General features: G+C 65.7%; 15 protein-coding genes. 8 read left to right on the top strand and 7 right to left on the bottom strand.

Annotated features, from left to right (window positions below):
* The first annotated feature begins 79 nt into the window (after positions 1–79).
* The 5 genes from LRS07_RS05175 to LRS07_RS05155 all read left to right on the top strand — a co-directional run bounded on the left by LRS07_RS05175 (position 80) and on the right by LRS07_RS05155 (position 4,117).
* The gene (locus tag LRS07_RS05175) at positions 80–259 is read left to right on the top strand and encodes a heavy-metal-associated domain-containing protein (RefSeq protein WP_409450602.1); all 180 of its coding nucleotides are present in this window, start codon (positions 80–82) and stop codon (positions 257–259) included.
* Between the two features lie 20 nt (positions 260–279).
* The gene (locus tag LRS07_RS05170) at positions 280–2,505 is read left to right on the top strand and encodes a copper-transporting P-type ATPase (RefSeq protein ID WP_260500920.1); all 2,226 of its coding nucleotides are present in this window, start codon (positions 280–282) and stop codon (positions 2,503–2,505) included.
* A 138-nt stretch (positions 2,506–2,643) separates the two neighbouring features.
* On the top strand, positions 2,644–2,973 hold the full coding sequence (locus tag LRS07_RS05165; RefSeq protein ID WP_260500919.1) for a four-helix bundle copper-binding protein: 330 nt from the start codon (positions 2,644–2,646) through the stop codon (positions 2,971–2,973).
* Between the two features lie 66 nt (positions 2,974–3,039).
* Positions 3,040–3,738 carry a DUF305 domain-containing protein gene (locus LRS07_RS05160; RefSeq protein ID WP_260500918.1) on the top strand — a complete coding sequence of 233 codons (699 nt, stop codon included), beginning with the start codon at positions 3,040–3,042 and terminating at the stop codon, positions 3,736–3,738.
* Positions 3,704–4,117 (top strand): DUF305 domain-containing protein, encoded by a 414-nt coding sequence (locus LRS07_RS05155; protein WP_260500917.1) that lies wholly within the window; start codon positions 3,704–3,706, stop codon positions 4,115–4,117. The genes LRS07_RS05160 and LRS07_RS05155 overlap by 35 nt, the downstream gene beginning before the upstream one ends.
* Positions 4,118–4,150: 33 nt before the next feature.
* Here LRS07_RS05155 and LRS07_RS05150 read toward each other — a convergent pair whose 3' ends face one another.
* The 4 genes from LRS07_RS05150 to LRS07_RS05135 all read right to left on the bottom strand — a co-directional run bounded on the left by LRS07_RS05150 (position 4,151) and on the right by LRS07_RS05135 (position 9,264).
* Positions 4,151–5,056 carry a copper resistance protein B gene (locus tag LRS07_RS05150; protein WP_260500916.1) on the bottom strand — a complete coding sequence of 302 codons (906 nt, stop codon included), beginning with the start codon at positions 5,054–5,056 and terminating at the stop codon, positions 4,151–4,153.
* Positions 5,053–7,083 carry a copper resistance system multicopper oxidase gene (locus LRS07_RS05145; protein WP_260500915.1) on the bottom strand — a complete coding sequence of 677 codons (2,031 nt, stop codon included), beginning with the start codon at positions 7,081–7,083 and terminating at the stop codon, positions 5,053–5,055. The genes LRS07_RS05150 and LRS07_RS05145 overlap by 4 nt, the downstream gene beginning before the upstream one ends.
* Before the next feature lie 76 nt (positions 7,084–7,159).
* Positions 7,160–8,587, bottom strand: a complete 1,428-nt coding sequence (locus LRS07_RS05140) for a heavy metal sensor histidine kinase (protein WP_260500914.1) — start codon at positions 8,585–8,587, stop codon at positions 7,160–7,162.
* Entirely contained in the window at positions 8,584–9,264 is a 681-nt protein-coding gene (locus LRS07_RS05135) for a heavy metal response regulator transcription factor (RefSeq protein WP_260500913.1), read from the bottom strand. Before LRS07_RS05135 ends, LRS07_RS05140 begins: the two co-directional genes overlap by 4 nt.
* Positions 9,265–9,433: 169 nt before the next feature.
* On the opposite strand from LRS07_RS05135, the gene LRS07_RS05130 reads away from it, so the two are divergent.
* Positions 9,434–9,727, top strand: coding sequence for a CopK family periplasmic copper-binding protein (locus LRS07_RS05130; protein WP_260500912.1), 294 nt, complete (start codon positions 9,434–9,436; stop codon positions 9,725–9,727).
* Between the two features lie 10 nt (positions 9,728–9,737).
* On the opposite strand, the gene fliE is transcribed toward LRS07_RS05130, so the two are convergent.
* Positions 9,738–10,046 carry a flagellar hook-basal body complex protein FliE gene (gene fliE / locus LRS07_RS05125; RefSeq protein WP_260500911.1) on the bottom strand — a complete coding sequence of 103 codons (309 nt, stop codon included), beginning with the start codon at positions 10,044–10,046 and terminating at the stop codon, positions 9,738–9,740.
* Between the two features lie 373 nt (positions 10,047–10,419).
* On the opposite strand from fliE, the gene LRS07_RS05120 reads away from it, so the two are divergent.
* On the top strand, positions 10,420–10,926 hold the full coding sequence (locus LRS07_RS05120; RefSeq protein ID WP_409450601.1) for a cupredoxin domain-containing protein: 507 nt from the start codon (positions 10,420–10,422) through the stop codon (positions 10,924–10,926).
* Between the two features lie 46 nt (positions 10,927–10,972).
* On the top strand, positions 10,973–11,338 hold the full coding sequence (locus LRS07_RS05115) for a copper-binding protein (RefSeq protein ID WP_409450600.1): 366 nt from the start codon (positions 10,973–10,975) through the stop codon (positions 11,336–11,338).
* A 154-nt stretch (positions 11,339–11,492) separates the two neighbouring features.
* Here the strand turns inward: LRS07_RS05115 and LRS07_RS05110 are convergent, their stop codons facing one another.
* Together LRS07_RS05110 and LRS07_RS05105 are read right to left on the bottom strand one after the other, a co-directional pair.
* A complete protein-coding gene (locus LRS07_RS05110; RefSeq protein ID WP_260500910.1) occupies positions 11,493–12,755 on the bottom strand; it encodes a type II restriction enzyme NmeDI-related protein in 1,263 nt (420 codons plus the stop codon).
* Positions 12,665–13,381, bottom strand: a complete 717-nt coding sequence (locus tag LRS07_RS05105; RefSeq protein WP_312028358.1) for a class I SAM-dependent methyltransferase — start codon at positions 13,379–13,381, stop codon at positions 12,665–12,667. Before LRS07_RS05105 ends, LRS07_RS05110 begins: the two co-directional genes overlap by 91 nt.
* Positions 13,382–13,391: the final 10 nt, after the last annotated feature.

Raw genomic sequence — 13,391 nt, 5'->3', positions numbered from 1 at the left:
ACATTGGAAAGGATGAGAGTGTGCCTTTCTCAAACCCCCTGACTGGAGCTCTGCGGTGATCACATTCCAAGTTTCCGACATGACCTGCGGCCATTGCGCCAGCACCCTCACCAAGGCGCTGAAGGACGCCGACCCGCAGGCGCGGGTCGAGATCGATCTGCGCCAGCACCTCGTGCGCATCGAACCGGCGGCGTCGGACGCGAGCGAGCTCGGCGATGCCATCCGCGACGCCGGCTACACGCCGGTGCCGGTCGTCTAGCACCGGACGGAGAGCCGGCCATGCAGCACGAACGCAACCACCACGGTGGCGACCACACCCACCCTGCCCAGCACCACCACCACGCCCCCCAGGACACGTCGGCGAAGACGCAGGCCGGCCATGCTGGCGGCCAAGCCGAGTACACCTGCCCGATGCACCCGCAGGTGCGCCAGATCGGGCCCGGCAACTGCCCCATCTGCGGCATGGCGCTGGAGCCGGTGCTGGCCACCGCCGACACCGGGCCGAGCCCCGAACTGACCGACATGACGCACCGGTTCTGGATCGGGCTTGCCATGACCCTGCCGGTGGTGCTGCTGGAGATGGGCTCGCACCTGTTCGACCTGCATCGCGTCGTCTCACCGCGGCTCGGCAACTGGCTGCAGTTGCTCTTCGCTTCGCCCGTCGTGCTGTGGGCCGGCTGGCCGTTCTTCGTGCGCGGTGCCGCCTCGGTGCAGCACCGCAGCCTGAACATGTTCACCCTGATCGCGCTCGGCACCGGCGCCGCGTGGCTGTACAGCCTCGTTGCCACCGTCGCTCCCGGGCTGTTCCCGGTGCAGTTCCGCGGCATGGGCGGCGCCGTCGCGGTGTACTTCGAGGCGGCGGCCGTCATCACCGTGCTGGTGCTGCTGGGGCAGGTGCTTGAGTTGCGGGCGCGCGAGAAGACCTCGGGCGCCATCCGCGCCCTGCTCGACCTGGCGCCGAAGACCGCGGTCAAGGTGGCCGCCGACGGCAGCGACGAGACGGTGCCGATCGACACCATCACCGCCGGCGACCGGCTGCGGGTGCGCCCCGGTGAGAAGGTACCGGTCGACGGCGAGTTGACCGAAGGCAAGGGCACGGTCGACGAGTCGATGGTCACCGGCGAGCCGATGCCGGTGCCGAAGGCGCCCGGCGCGAAGGTGACCGCGGGCACGCTGAACCAGACCGGCGGCTTCGTCATGCGCGGCGAAAAGGTCGGCGCCGACACCCTGCTCGCGCAGATCGTGCACATGGTCGCCTCGGCGCAGCGCAGCCGCGCGCCGATCCAGCGCATGGCCGATCAGGTGGCCGGCTGGTTCGTGCCGGTGGTCATCGTCGTCGCGCTGCTGACCTTTGCGGTGTGGCTCGTCTGGGGGCCGAGCCCTGCGTTCTCCTACGCGCTGATCACCGCAGTCGCCGTGCTGATCATCGCCTGCCCCTGCGCGCTGGGCCTGGCGACGCCGATGTCGATCATGGTCGGCGTCGGCAAGGGCGCGCAGAACGGCGTGCTGATCCGCGACGCCGAGGCGCTGGAACGCCTGGAGAAGATCGACACGCTGGTGGTGGACAAGACCGGCACGCTGACCGAAGGCAAACCGAAGGTCGTGCACGTCGAGCCGGCACCGGGCTTCGACTCGGACGAGCTGCTGCGCCAGCTGGCGAGCGTCGAGCGCGCGAGTGAGCATCCGCTGGCGATGGCGATCGTCGGCGCGGCACATGAACGCGGGCTGCGACTGGCCGAGGTGGCCGACTTCGATTCGCCGGTCGGCAAGGGCGTGGTCGGGACGGTCGAAGGCCAGGCCGTCGCGTCCGGCAGCGCGAAGTTCCTCGCCGAGCAGTGGGTCGACGTGGCCGCGCTGTCGGCCGGGGCCGAGGCGCAGCGCGCAAAGGCGGCGTCGGTCGTCTTCGTCGCCATCGACGGCCGCCTCGCTGGCTTCGTCGCGATCGCCGACCCGGTCAAGCCGACCACGGCGCGGGCGATCCTGGCGCTGAAGGCGGCCGGTGTCCGCGTCGTCATGCTGACGGGCGACAGCAAGACCACCGCCGAGGCCGTTGGTCGCGAACTCGACATCGACGAAGTCATCGCCGAAGTCTTTCCCGAAGACAAGGCCGCGGTCGTGCAGCGCCTGCAGCGTGAGGGCCGCGTTGTCGCGATGGCGGGTGACGGCGTCAACGACGCGCCCGCACTGGCCGCCGCCGACGTCGGCATCGCGATGGGCACCGGCACCGACGTGGCGATGGAAAGTGCCGGCGTCACGCTGCTGAAGGGCGACCTGCTCGGCATCGTGCGCGCCCAGCGGCTCTCGGCGGCGACGATGCGCAACATCCGGCAGAACCTGTTCCTGTCCTTCGCCTACAACGTGGCCGGCATCCCGCTGGCAGCGGGGGTGCTGTACCCGTTCTTCGGCCTGCTGCTCTCACCGGTGGTGGCCGCGGCAGCGATGGCGCTGTCGTCGGTCAGCGTGATCGGCAATGCGCTGCGGCTGCGGGCGGCGCGGGTGGACTGAGAGCGGGAGAGGTCGCCTTTCCGGCGAGGGAGGGCGCGTCATTTGCCCCACCTTGGATGCAACGGGCTCGAGTAGCGTCCCTTCATCCACCTCAGCAGCCGTCGCCGCAGGCGGATGGCTTCCAACCAGGAGATCTTCATGCCCCACGAGATTCACCAAGCCTGCATCGAGGCCTGCAACGCCTGCGCAACGGCGTGCGACCACTGCTTCGCGTCGTGCCTGCAGGAGCAGGACGTGCAGATGATGGCGCGCTGCATCGCGCTCGATGCCGACTGTGCCGCGATCTGCCGGCTTGCCGCCGGCTTCATGGCGCGCGGCAGCGAGTTCGCGAAGCAGCTATGCGAGCAGTGTGCGCAGGTCTGCCAAGCCTGCGCCGACGAGTGCGCCAAGCACACGATGGACCACTGCCAGGCCTGCGCAGCAGCCTGCCGTCGCTGCGCTGAACAATGCCGCGCGATGGCGGCTTGAGGCCCAATCCGTTCCGATTCACGCACCGCCGCCGGCCGCAAGTCGGCCGGTGGCATGGGGATTTTCATGAAATTGCTGACCACCCTCGTGAGCGCCTTGGCACTCGCCTTCGCCCAGGTGCCCGCCGTTGCCGACTCGCCGGGGCAGGGACGCACGGCCCGCTTCGAGATCGAGTTCATGAAGCTGACGATCGACCACCACTACTCGGCTCTTCGCATGACCGAACTGGCCGCCGGCACTGACATGCAGCGTTCGCCGGACATCGCAGCGTCCGAGGGCACGGCGCCAACCCCGGGGTTTGGCGCAACGCCGGCCAAGGCGACGCTGGACGATCTCAAGTCGCTGGCACGGCGCAACAACCGCATGCAGCGCGAGGAAATCATGACGATGCAGCGCTTCCTGCGCGATTGGTACGGTGTAGACCACCAGCCTCGCCTGCGGGAGGACGGCAGGGCCGCGATCGCGGTCCTTGAGCGGACGCCTGCAGGCGCCGCTTTCAACCGGTCCTTCTATGAAAGCTTCAGCCGTCACCACTACATGCTGCTGGAGCCAGTGAACGGCTGCGTGACGGGCACCGACCTCGCTCATGAGGACCTGCGCCGTGAGTGCAACATGGCCTGGCACAACCAGACCGCCGACATCCAGATGATGCGCACGGAGCTGAAAAAGCACTTCGGCATCGTCGACTTCCAGCCGTTCCGGGGCCTCGACCCACTGCAACCCCGCGACGATGGGCCCCGAGGCGGCGGCCAAGACAACCGCTGATCGCGTCTTCGACGCTTCAACAGGACTGCTCATGAACCTCTTTTCACTTCCCTCTGTTGCCGGCCTGACGACGCTGTTGCTTTCCAGCAGCCTCGTGCTGGCTCAAAGCGCCGCGGCGCCGATGGGTTCGGGCTCGCGGCAGATGCACGAGCAGATGTTGGGCGGCATGCAAAAGATGCAGTCAATGCAGTTCAGCGGCGATACCGACAAGGACTTCGCTATGCTGATGCGCACGCATCACCAACTGGCAATCGACATGGCAAAGGCGGAAGTTGAGAACGGCAAATCGCCCGAGATGAAGGCAATGGCGCGCAAGACCATCGCCGAGCAGCAGAAGGAGATCGCGCAGATCGACAAGTGGCTGAGCGTGAACAAGTAGAGGGGCGGCGCTGACGCCGCGCTGCGGTCGCTTTCAGAACCAAATGCGCACCCCCGCAACCCAGCGCAGCTCTGAGGTGCGCTCGCCTGCGGCACGCGCCAGTTCAGCGGTATTGCCCGCGAGCCACGACCGCGACAGGCCGATGTACGGCGCGAACTCGCGGCGTATCTCGTAGCGCAGCCGCAGCCCAGTGTTCACGCTCGACAAGCCGCTGCCGATGCCGGCCGCCGGCTCCGAGCGGCTGTATAGGTCTGCCTCAATCTCGGGCGTCAGGAACATGCGCTGTGTGAGCACGAAGTCATACTGGGCCCGCAGGCGCGCGGCGGCCCGGCTGCGGGCGAAGTATGCCGTCGCCTCGATGTTGAAGAAGTAGGGCGCTAGGCCCTGCACGCCAAAGGCGCCCCAGGTGCGCTGCGACCCTTGCCCGAAATCGCGGCGAATGCCGGCCTGCAGGTCCCAGAACGTCGCGACCGGCTTGGACCACAACAGGTCCGCACTCGCGTCCTGGGTGCGGCCGTCCTGCCGCTCGCCCCGTGCCTTCAGCCAGACGCGGTTGTAATCGCGGCCGTACCAGGCTTGGGCGTTCCAAGAGAGCGCATTCGCTCCGCCCCGTGCGCGGCCGTACTCGAACTCGTCGATCAGCACCTGACCAAATGACATGTCATCGGACACCGGTGACGACATGGGGCCGCGGGTGTTGGTCGCCATGGGGACCTCGCCGTCGGCGCGTGACGCGGCCGGGGAGCTGGGCCGGCCGGGCGTGACCGCCGGGGTGTCGCGGCTCGGCATCGGCATGCCCCTCCCCATCCCGCCGCCCATGCCACCCATGCCGCCCATGCCAGCAGGCCCTTGCTGCGCAATGGCCGAAGCCGCTGTCAGCAGCGCCGCTGCGGCGATCGCGGGAACGAGGCCCCTTCCCTGCGCGCTGTGCGGGTTCATTCGACCACCACCTTCCTGAACATGCCGGACTCCATGTGATAGAGCAGATGGCAGTGGAATGCCCACTGGCCGGGCGCATCGACGCTCACGCGGTAGCTCAAGCGGCTGCCCGGGTTGACGTTGACGGTGTGCTTGCGCACCAGGAATTGGCCGTCGGCGTCCTCGACCTCGCTCCACATGCCGTGCAGGTGGATCGGGTGCGACATCATGGTGTCGTTGATCAGCGTGATGCGCACGCGCTCGCCGAAACGCAGCCGGATCGGCTCGGCCTCCGAGTACTTCTTGCCGTCGAATCCCCAGATGAAGCGGCGCATGTTGCCGGTCAGGCGAAGCACGATCTCGCGCCCTGGTGGCCGCGGATCGATCGGCCCGCCGACGGTGTGCAGGTCGGCGTAGACCAGCACGCGGCGGCCGTTGTCGCGCAGCCGCGGGCCTGGGTCGTTGACTGAAGGCCCGGGGTTCATCGCGCGGTTGTCGATGGCGACGCTGGGCTGCTCCATTTTCATCGCACCCATGTCGCTGCCTTGCATGCCCTGCATGCCCTGCATGCTGCCGCCTTGCATACCGGGCATAGACGACATGTCGTGTCCCGCGCGCGCCGCTGCCTGCTTTGACGCGGAAGCAGCAGAAGCCGCAGCGGCAGGGGCGAGGTTCTTTTCCTGCATGCCGTCCATGCGATGCCCGCCTGGCGCCGGCATGCCCCGCATGCCAGGCATCGACGACATGTCGTGCCCGGCACCAGCGCCGGAGTCGGGCGCAGCCGCAGTGGAAGCTGCCTTGTCAGCGCTGCGGACGGAGCCGCCGCCCATGCCCTGCATGCCTTGCATACCCTGCTTCCCGCCGCCTTGCATGTCGCTCATGCCCGGCATGCCGGCGTCCATCTTCATGCCGCCCATGCCCATGTCGGCCATCGTCAGCCAGGTGCGTGGGTCCAGCGGCGGCACCTCGGCCTGCAGGCCGGCGTGAGGCGCGAGCGTGGCCCGCGCATAGCCCATGCGGTCGATCGACTGCACGAAGACCGTGTACGCGCGCTCCTCGGGCAGTTGCACGATCACGTCATAGGTTTCGGCGGTCGAGATGCGGAACTCGTCCACCGTCACCGGCTGAACGTCCTGTCCGTCGGTGGCCACGACCGTCATCGGCAGCCCGGGGATGCGCACGTCGAAGATGCTCGACGCCGAGCCGTTGACGAAACGCAACCGCACGCGCTCGCCGGGGCGCGCAATGGCGGTCCAATTTGATGTCGGCGGATGGCCGTTGACGAGGTAGGTGTAGGCTGCCGATGACACATCGACGGTGTCGGTCGGGCTCATCCGCATCTGGTTCCATTCCTTGCGCCGAGCCCATGCCGCTTTCCAGCCCATCTGCGACATGTCGCGCATGAAGTCGCCGACTGTCGGCACCTGGAAGTTGTAGTAATCGGACTGGATCTTCAGCTTCGCGAACAGCCGCTCCGGCGTCTCGTCCGTCCAGTCACTCAGAAACATCACATGCTCGCGGTCACTTGTCACCGGGTTAGCGCCTTCGGGGTCGATGACGATAGGCCCGTACAGCCCGAGCTGCTCCTGAAACGCGCTGTGGCTGTGATACCAGTAGGTACCGCTCTGCACCACCGGAAAGCGGTAGACAAAGGTCTCCCCAGGCCGGATGCCATCGAAGCTGATGCCCGGCACGCCATCCATGCGGAACGGCAGCAGCAGGCCATGCCAATGAATCGACGTCGCCTCAGCCAGCGTGTTGGTGACACGCATCGTCACCGTGGTGCCCTGCTTCCAGCGCAGCACCGGCGCAGGCAACGAGCCGTTGACCGTGATCGCTGTGCGTTGGGCACCGGTAAAGTTGACAGCAGTGGTCCCAATGCTCAGGTCGAACTCGGTGCCCGAGAGCATGGGCGGGGCGCCGCTCGCGGGCCGGCCATCAGGCGCTTGGGCCGCAGCGCGTTGTGCAGCGAACCCGCCCGCGGCCACCCCGCAGGTCGCAAGGCCCACTCCGATCGAGAAGCGGCGCCGTTGATGGTCGATCGTCATGTCGGCTAATCCTGAAGGCCAGGCGGGTCTGTCAGCAACGACCGTGCCTAACTTCTAGTTGTACTGAACATAGTCGTCAGCCAGTGCCTGCCCTGGATTGAAGAGGGAACACAAGTGAGAAGGTCGTCGTCCCGTTCAGCTCGCTTGTGACTTCGACGTCCCCGCCATGGAGGCGCATGATTGACTTGACGATCGCCAAGCCCAGCCCAGTGCCGGCCCCCCCGCTTCGGTCGCGCCCAGTGTCCAGCCTAACAAAGCGGTCGAATATGCACGTGAGCTGGTGCGCTGGAATGCCCGGGCCACCGTTCGACACATCGACGACGACGCTATCACCGTTCATTCGGGTATTGATGGTCACGGTACTGTGCGCGTCAGCGTGTCGTATCGCGTTTGTCAGTAGATTGGTGATCGCCCGCTCCACCAGGAGTTGATCGGCTCGGACAGTCGCGCTGCCGGTCACTTCCACTCGGACGTCTCTCTCGTCGGCCACGACGGACAGGAACTCGGCCACCTTGGCGGCCTCGCCTGCCAAGTCAACATCCGCGCGCGTAGACGCCAGATCCCCTTCTTCGGCGCGCGCCAGGAACAGCATGTCGGCAATCAACCGCGTCAGCCTGTCCAGTTCTTCGACGTTGCCGGCCAGCACTTCACGCAAGTCGTCGATCGAACGCGATTGCGACAGCGCGACTTGCGTGCGACCAAGCAAGGTGGCCACGGGCGTGCGCATCTCGTGCGCCAGGTCGGCAGAAAACTCCGATAGGCGATGCACACCCGCATCGATTCGGTCGAGCATGGCATTGAGGCCAAGCGCCAGCATCCTGAGTTCTGCCGGCAGACCCCGCGGTTCGATGCGTTGCCGGAGGTTGTGCGTCGTGACGTGAGAGGCGACGGAGGTCAGCCGGTTCAAGGGGGCTAGGCTGGTCCGGGCGACTACCCAGGTGCCGAGCACGACCAGGGCCAGCAGCACTGGCAACGTCAGCAATGTAGCGCCGACGATTCCGCTCTTGAGTTGTTGATCTTCATCCAAGTCCAGCGACAACACGACCCGAACTGCCTGCCCGTCGCCAACCGCGGCAGGACCGGAAACAGACACGTAGCGCTTTTTGTCGGGGCCTTGCCAACGAAGCGTCGCGGTGCTCACAGCATCCTTTATTCGGGACAAGGACTCCGCGGCGGTCGCCGAAAAGGTTGCCAGCAGGTGGTCCGTGCGGGGATCGACGACCGCAAGGTGAAGGCCCTTGTGCCCGATCAGCAGATCCCCAAACCGATGTCCGTTCGCAGGAATCTGCTCTACGCTCGGAATCTCGGACAGAACATGCTGCAGCAAGCTTTGTTTGCCCGCCAGTTCAGCGTCCAGACGGGCGTCCAGTTGACGCGACAGACCCCAGTAACCCAGGCCTGCAGCTGCGCCCGCAACGACCACGCCGAACACTCCAACAGCCAGCGCGAAGCGCACAGCGAGCGGCGCCTCGGCGAGTCGCAATTGCCAGGCGGCGATGGTCATGCTTCCGGGCGCTCTTCGAGCACATAACCGACACCACGCACCGTGTGGATCAGCCTGGTCTTGAATGGCTCATCCACTTTGGCACGCAGGCGCCGGATCGCCACGTCTACGACGTTCGTCTCGGAATCGAAATGGATGTCCCAGACGAGAGACGCGATCTCGGTGCGCGACAGCACCTCGCCTGTGCGCTGCACGAGCAGCGCGAGCAGCGCAAACTCCTTGGCCGTGAGTTCGATGCGATGGCCTGCACGAACGGCGCGGTGGCGAATCGGGTCGACTTCAAGGTCGGCGATGCGCTGTACGAGATCGACTTGCTCCGGCCTACCGCGCTTGAGCAGTGCCCTTATCCGGGCCAGCAACTCGGGGAACTGGAAGGGCTTGACCAGGTAGTCGTCGGCACCGAGGTCGAAGCCACGCACCTTGTCATCCGTCTGTCCACGGGCGGTGAGCATCAGAACCGGCATCTGCTTGGCCGTGCGCACCGCGGACAGAACCGCGAAACCGTCCACGCCGGGCAGCATCACGTCGAGGATGACCAGGTCGTGGTCACCCGTCATCGCCGCGTGGAGGCCATCAGCACCGTTCCGCGCTACATCGACGGCATAGCCGCTCTCGGTCAGCCCTTGCCGCAGGTAGTCCGCAGCGCGCCGTTCGTCTTCAACCACAAGGATCTTCATGCCCGGATTCTCCATGGGCGCGATGGGCGCAGATCGATCAAGCGGCGAGGTTGCAGGATTGTCATGAAGTGGAAAGCCGACTGACCGCCGCCCATCCCTAAAGTACATCCCATGCCCTTCGGCATCGCATCGGCAAACAGGCCCATGCGACACTCTTTAAGGACCGACCATGAAACTCAATCTCATCGCAATCGCCCTGACCGCCGCGCTCGCTGGAGCGGCGCTCCCCACTTTCGCCCGCGACGCGCTGCAGCAGTCCGCACCGCAAGCCGTCAGCCTCAAGGACGGGTCGACCGTGTACATCTTCAAGGACGGCAAGATGGCGCGAGAGGACAAGCTCGGCCAGCCGCGGGTCTTCAAGAAGAACGAAGTACTGGAAACCGCAGACGGCCGCAAGCTGACGCCCGTCGGCAACGAGGTGGCGCGCCTGGACAGCCTGCTGCGGGACGGCCACGGGAATTGAGTGACATGACTCACACCTGCATGTTCATGATGTCCGTGTAGGCTTGAACGACTTTGTTGCGCACCTGCAGAGTAGTCTGGAAGGCAATGCTCGACTTGACGCCGGCGATCATGGTCTCTTCGAGGCTGACGGTCGGATTGTCGAGCGAGAACTCCTTGCTCAACCGTCCCGATTCGGTCTGCAGGGCGCTGGTCGCCTGCAAGGCTTTAAGCATCGCGTTCTTGAAGTTGCCGCCTTGGGTCGCGGACGCCTTTTCGCCGGGTGGTGCAATGCCCGCGGCCGGCTTGGTCAGATCGAGCGCCTTGATCGAGAAGTCCATAGCCACCGCCTTCATTGATCTGTTCAACCGCTCCCTTCGGCAATGTCTCGGCATTGGACAGGGGTCCGGAGCAGCATGCGCGATCGGCGGCACTGCGAGCCCTTGAAGTGGCAGTCGTTTCCCGTCCCGTTCTCAGCTTCTAGCGTGGCGCTCACTACGCCGTGCAGTGGTGGAGGGTGTCTACCAGAGGTCAACACCCTCCGCTCCGTCGGAGGCTCGAACTCAAGACATGGAGCCCCGCGGCGCTTGGTTAAACCAGATGGCAGATGACGGGCTTGTAATGTGTTCGTCCATGCTGTGTCGGCCGGCATTCAACACACTTGGGCATATGCCGCTGCTTTGGTTGGCATCCCAACGCTATAAGGAGTTTCCGATGACCCCGAAATCCCTTCGTCCGCTGCTGCTCGTCCCGATGCTGCTTGCAGCATCCGTGGCAATGGCAGCCCCCGGCCACGGTAGCAGCCCGGTCGGTGAGCCGGGCAAGGCCGCACAGGCCACCCGCACGGTGCAGGTAGACATGACCGACAACATGCGCTTCACGCCCGCTGAAATCACGGTACAGCAGGGCGAGACGGTACGCTTCGTCGTGAAGAACTCCGGCGCCGTCAAGCACGAACTGGTGCTCGGCACCCCGCAGGAACTGAAGGAGCACTACGAGATGATGATGAAGATGCCAGGCATGGAACATGCCGACGATAACATGGTCGCCGTGGCACCGGGCAAGACTGGCGAGGTCGTTTGGCGCTTCACCAAGGCAGGCAAAGTCGACTTTGCCTGTCTGCAGCCCGGCCATTACGATGCCGGCATGAAGGGCCTGGTCAACGTTGCGCAGAATGGCGGCGCGCCCAAGACCCCCAGCCAGGGCGGACACAAGCATTGAGTGACCGTTGGCAGAGTTTTTTCACAACCCTTACGGAGCAATCCCCATGAAGACTCTCAGACCTTTCCTCGTTGCCCTGGCCTTCGCCGCCTCGGTGCCGTTTGCCATCAGCGCTCACGCGCAGGCGATGGATCACAGCAAGATGGGCGGCATGAACATGCCCGGCATGAAGATGGACGGCATGCCCGCCTCGATGACCGACGGCGAAGTTCGCAAGATCGACAAGGAAGCGAAGAAGATCACCCTCAGGCACGGCGACATCAAGAACCTGGACATGCCCGGCATGACCATGGTCTTCCAGGTCAAGGACGCTGCACTGCTGGACAAGGTCAAGGCCGGCGACAAAGTGATGTTCACGGCAGAAAAGGCCGACGGCGCGATCGTTGTCACCGCGATCGAAACTGCGAAGTAAAGGAATCGTGCTGCCTTGCTTGGGTGCAGTCGGCGCAGCGTTGACCGACGGCATCGGCTGACGCTGAGAAGTAGGCCACGCCGGTGGCGTCGGAGTAGGACGGAAAGGCCAGTGCAGTCCGATCAAATGGAGCCGAGCTGAAGAAGCGCGCCTGCTACAGCCGTTCGGACACATCGAGCACCGGCTTCAAGCCGCTGCCGAAACGCGCCATCGACTCGCGGTGCTTCGACAGCTCGCCATAGGGTAGATAGCGGATGCCAAGCGACGCCACGCGTGAGAAGGCAGGGCGTCGCAACTGCTGCGCCACCTCATCGCGCCGCTCGTCGGGCGCCACCAGGAACAAGGCGGTCCGCTCGCCAATCGGGCTGCCAAGCGCGAGGTCGAGCATGCGCACGATGCCCGAGTGGATTGAGGTCGAATGCTCGACCTCGAACGCCGCCGCGGCATGGCCGTCGTCCCGCTCGAACCACACCACGTCGATCAGGCGCACCCCACCGGCGGCGCCGTCGAGCGCGGCTGGCAGCCGTTCCAGACAGCCGTGCGCGAGCGCCGCACCGTCATAGACGCGGCTGCGGTCGTTGGCCGCAATCCACACGTCGAAACCCAGCGCGTGCCCCAGATCGCGCAGCCAGCCCTGAATCTCGGTGTGCGTGGTGTCGCTGTCGCGGGCCTCGGCCGCCCGCCGCGCTTGCACCGCCGATTCTTCGCGCACCCGCGCCAAGTCGGCCAACCAGGCCGCCTGCGCCGCAGCATCGTCGGCGCGCGGCGGCGCCTCGAAGCGGCCGCTGCCCACATCAAACAGCAGCCCGGCGACCGCACGCAAGTCGTTGGACAGCTGCTCGCGGTGCCTGGCGTTGAGCTGCAGGGCACCTTCGCGCATGGACAGGTAGTGCTCCCAGCGCCCAAGCTTGACGTTGCTACCGGTGATTGCGTTGTAGCCCCTCACGATGGCGGTGTTGAACGGCAGCACCAAGGTCGGGTGGATGAAGTACAGCAGGTTGGCCACCGCAGGCCCCAGGCCCTTGATCGCGTGCGAGTCAAGGCGACGGATGGCGTCGATCACGGCATCGGCGGTGTCGCAGCAATCACAGGCGTGAAGCAGCCGCGCGAAGGCGCGCTGGTTGTCCGCGTTCTCGTAGATGTCCGGAATGCGCAGCTTAGGCTTCCAGAGGAAGGCGTGGTCGGCGCCCCTGAAGATCTGGCGCTGCTCGGCCACCGACTCGACCACCGTCTCCAGCGCCGAGCCGCGATAGGCGTTGCCGAAGGTGCCGCGGTCGATCTCCTCGACCACCTGGTTCAGCCCTCGCCTGATCGAGCGGAAGTTTTTCAGCCGCTCGGGCCACAGAAACCAGCTGCGGTAGGTTGCGTGGGGGTCGGATTTCCAATGGTCGATGAGGACCTCGAGCGCGGCAGGCATGCGACCTCGCTCAATGCACCAGGCAGTGGCAATACACGAACTTCTGCACGGCGCCGCTCGGCGTCACATGCGATTCGCTGAGGTGGTCGAGCAACTCGAAGGCACCGCCGAACTCCGCGTGCAGCGCCTCGGGGGGCGAAGCGCACGACGGGCAGGCCGCTGCAGCGCAGGGGTCCGTCCGGACCGAACGCGGCGACGATGACGTGGCCACCCGGTCGGACCGCTCGGCGCACCTGCGCAACATAGGCTTCGCGTTGTGAACGCTCGGTGAGGAAGTGGAACACCGCGCGGTCGTGCCAGATGTCGAACGATTGCTCCGGCAACGCGACGTTGGTAATGTCGCCGACCAGCCATTGAACGCTGCGCGAGCGTGCACCCAGCCGGCGCTTGGCGACGTCGAGCGCCGCCGACGAAAGGTCCAGGACGCTGACCTGGAATGTCCTGCGGTCCAGCAGGTCGTCGACCAAGGTGGAGGCACCGCCGCCGACATCGATCACGCGGCTGGATTGCCCGTTGCAGATGCGGCCGATCAGGTCGAGCGACTGCTGCGCGTGGGGCTGGAACCAGCTCACATCTTCTGCAGACTGGTTTTGGTAGACGCGATCCCAGTGGGTCTTGTCGCTCATCGTTCGGCTC

It is taken from the genome of Aquabacterium sp. J223, from assembly GCF_024666615.1.
GTDB lineage: Bacteria > Pseudomonadota > Gammaproteobacteria > Burkholderiales > Burkholderiaceae_C > J223.
The sequence above is the reverse complement of the archived record's forward strand: the minus strand, read 5'-3'. Positions and strand labels throughout refer to the sequence as shown.

Coding starts and splice junctions, on each gene's coding strand:
- LRS07_RS05175 (WP_409450602.1), top strand. CDS start 80: ATGACCTGCGGCCATTGCGCCAGCACCCTCACCAAGGCGCTGAAGGAC.
- LRS07_RS05170 (WP_260500920.1), top strand. CDS start 280: ATGCAGCACGAACGCAACCACCACGGTGGCGACCACACCCACCCTGCC.
- LRS07_RS05165 (WP_260500919.1), top strand. CDS start 2,644: ATGCCCCACGAGATTCACCAAGCCTGCATCGAGGCCTGCAACGCCTGC.
- LRS07_RS05160 (WP_260500918.1), top strand. CDS start 3,040: ATGAAATTGCTGACCACCCTCGTGAGCGCCTTGGCACTCGCCTTCGCC.
- LRS07_RS05155 (WP_260500917.1), top strand. CDS start 3,704: ATGGGCCCCGAGGCGGCGGCCAAGACAACCGCTGATCGCGTCTTCGAC.
- LRS07_RS05150 (WP_260500916.1), bottom strand. CDS start 5,056: ATGAACCCGCACAGCGCGCAGGGAAGGGGCCTCGTTCCCGCGATCGCC.
- LRS07_RS05145 (WP_260500915.1), bottom strand. CDS start 7,083: ATGACGATCGACCATCAACGGCGCCGCTTCTCGATCGGAGTGGGCCTT.
- LRS07_RS05140 (WP_260500914.1), bottom strand. CDS start 8,587: ATGACCATCGCCGCCTGGCAATTGCGACTCGCCGAGGCGCCGCTCGCT.
- LRS07_RS05135 (WP_260500913.1), bottom strand. CDS start 9,264: ATGAAGATCCTTGTGGTTGAAGACGAACGGCGCGCTGCGGACTACCTG.
- LRS07_RS05130 (WP_260500912.1), top strand. CDS start 9,434: ATGAAACTCAATCTCATCGCAATCGCCCTGACCGCCGCGCTCGCTGGA.
- fliE (WP_260500911.1), bottom strand. CDS start 10,046: ATGGACTTCTCGATCAAGGCGCTCGATCTGACCAAGCCGGCCGCGGGC.
- LRS07_RS05120 (WP_409450601.1), top strand. CDS start 10,420: ATGACCCCGAAATCCCTTCGTCCGCTGCTGCTCGTCCCGATGCTGCTT.
- LRS07_RS05115 (WP_409450600.1), top strand. CDS start 10,973: ATGAAGACTCTCAGACCTTTCCTCGTTGCCCTGGCCTTCGCCGCCTCG.
- LRS07_RS05110 (WP_260500910.1), bottom strand. CDS start 12,755: ATGCCTGCCGCGCTCGAGGTCCTCATCGACCATTGGAAATCCGACCCC.
- LRS07_RS05105 (WP_312028358.1), bottom strand. CDS start 13,381: ATGAGCGACAAGACCCACTGGGATCGCGTCTACCAAAACCAGTCTGCA.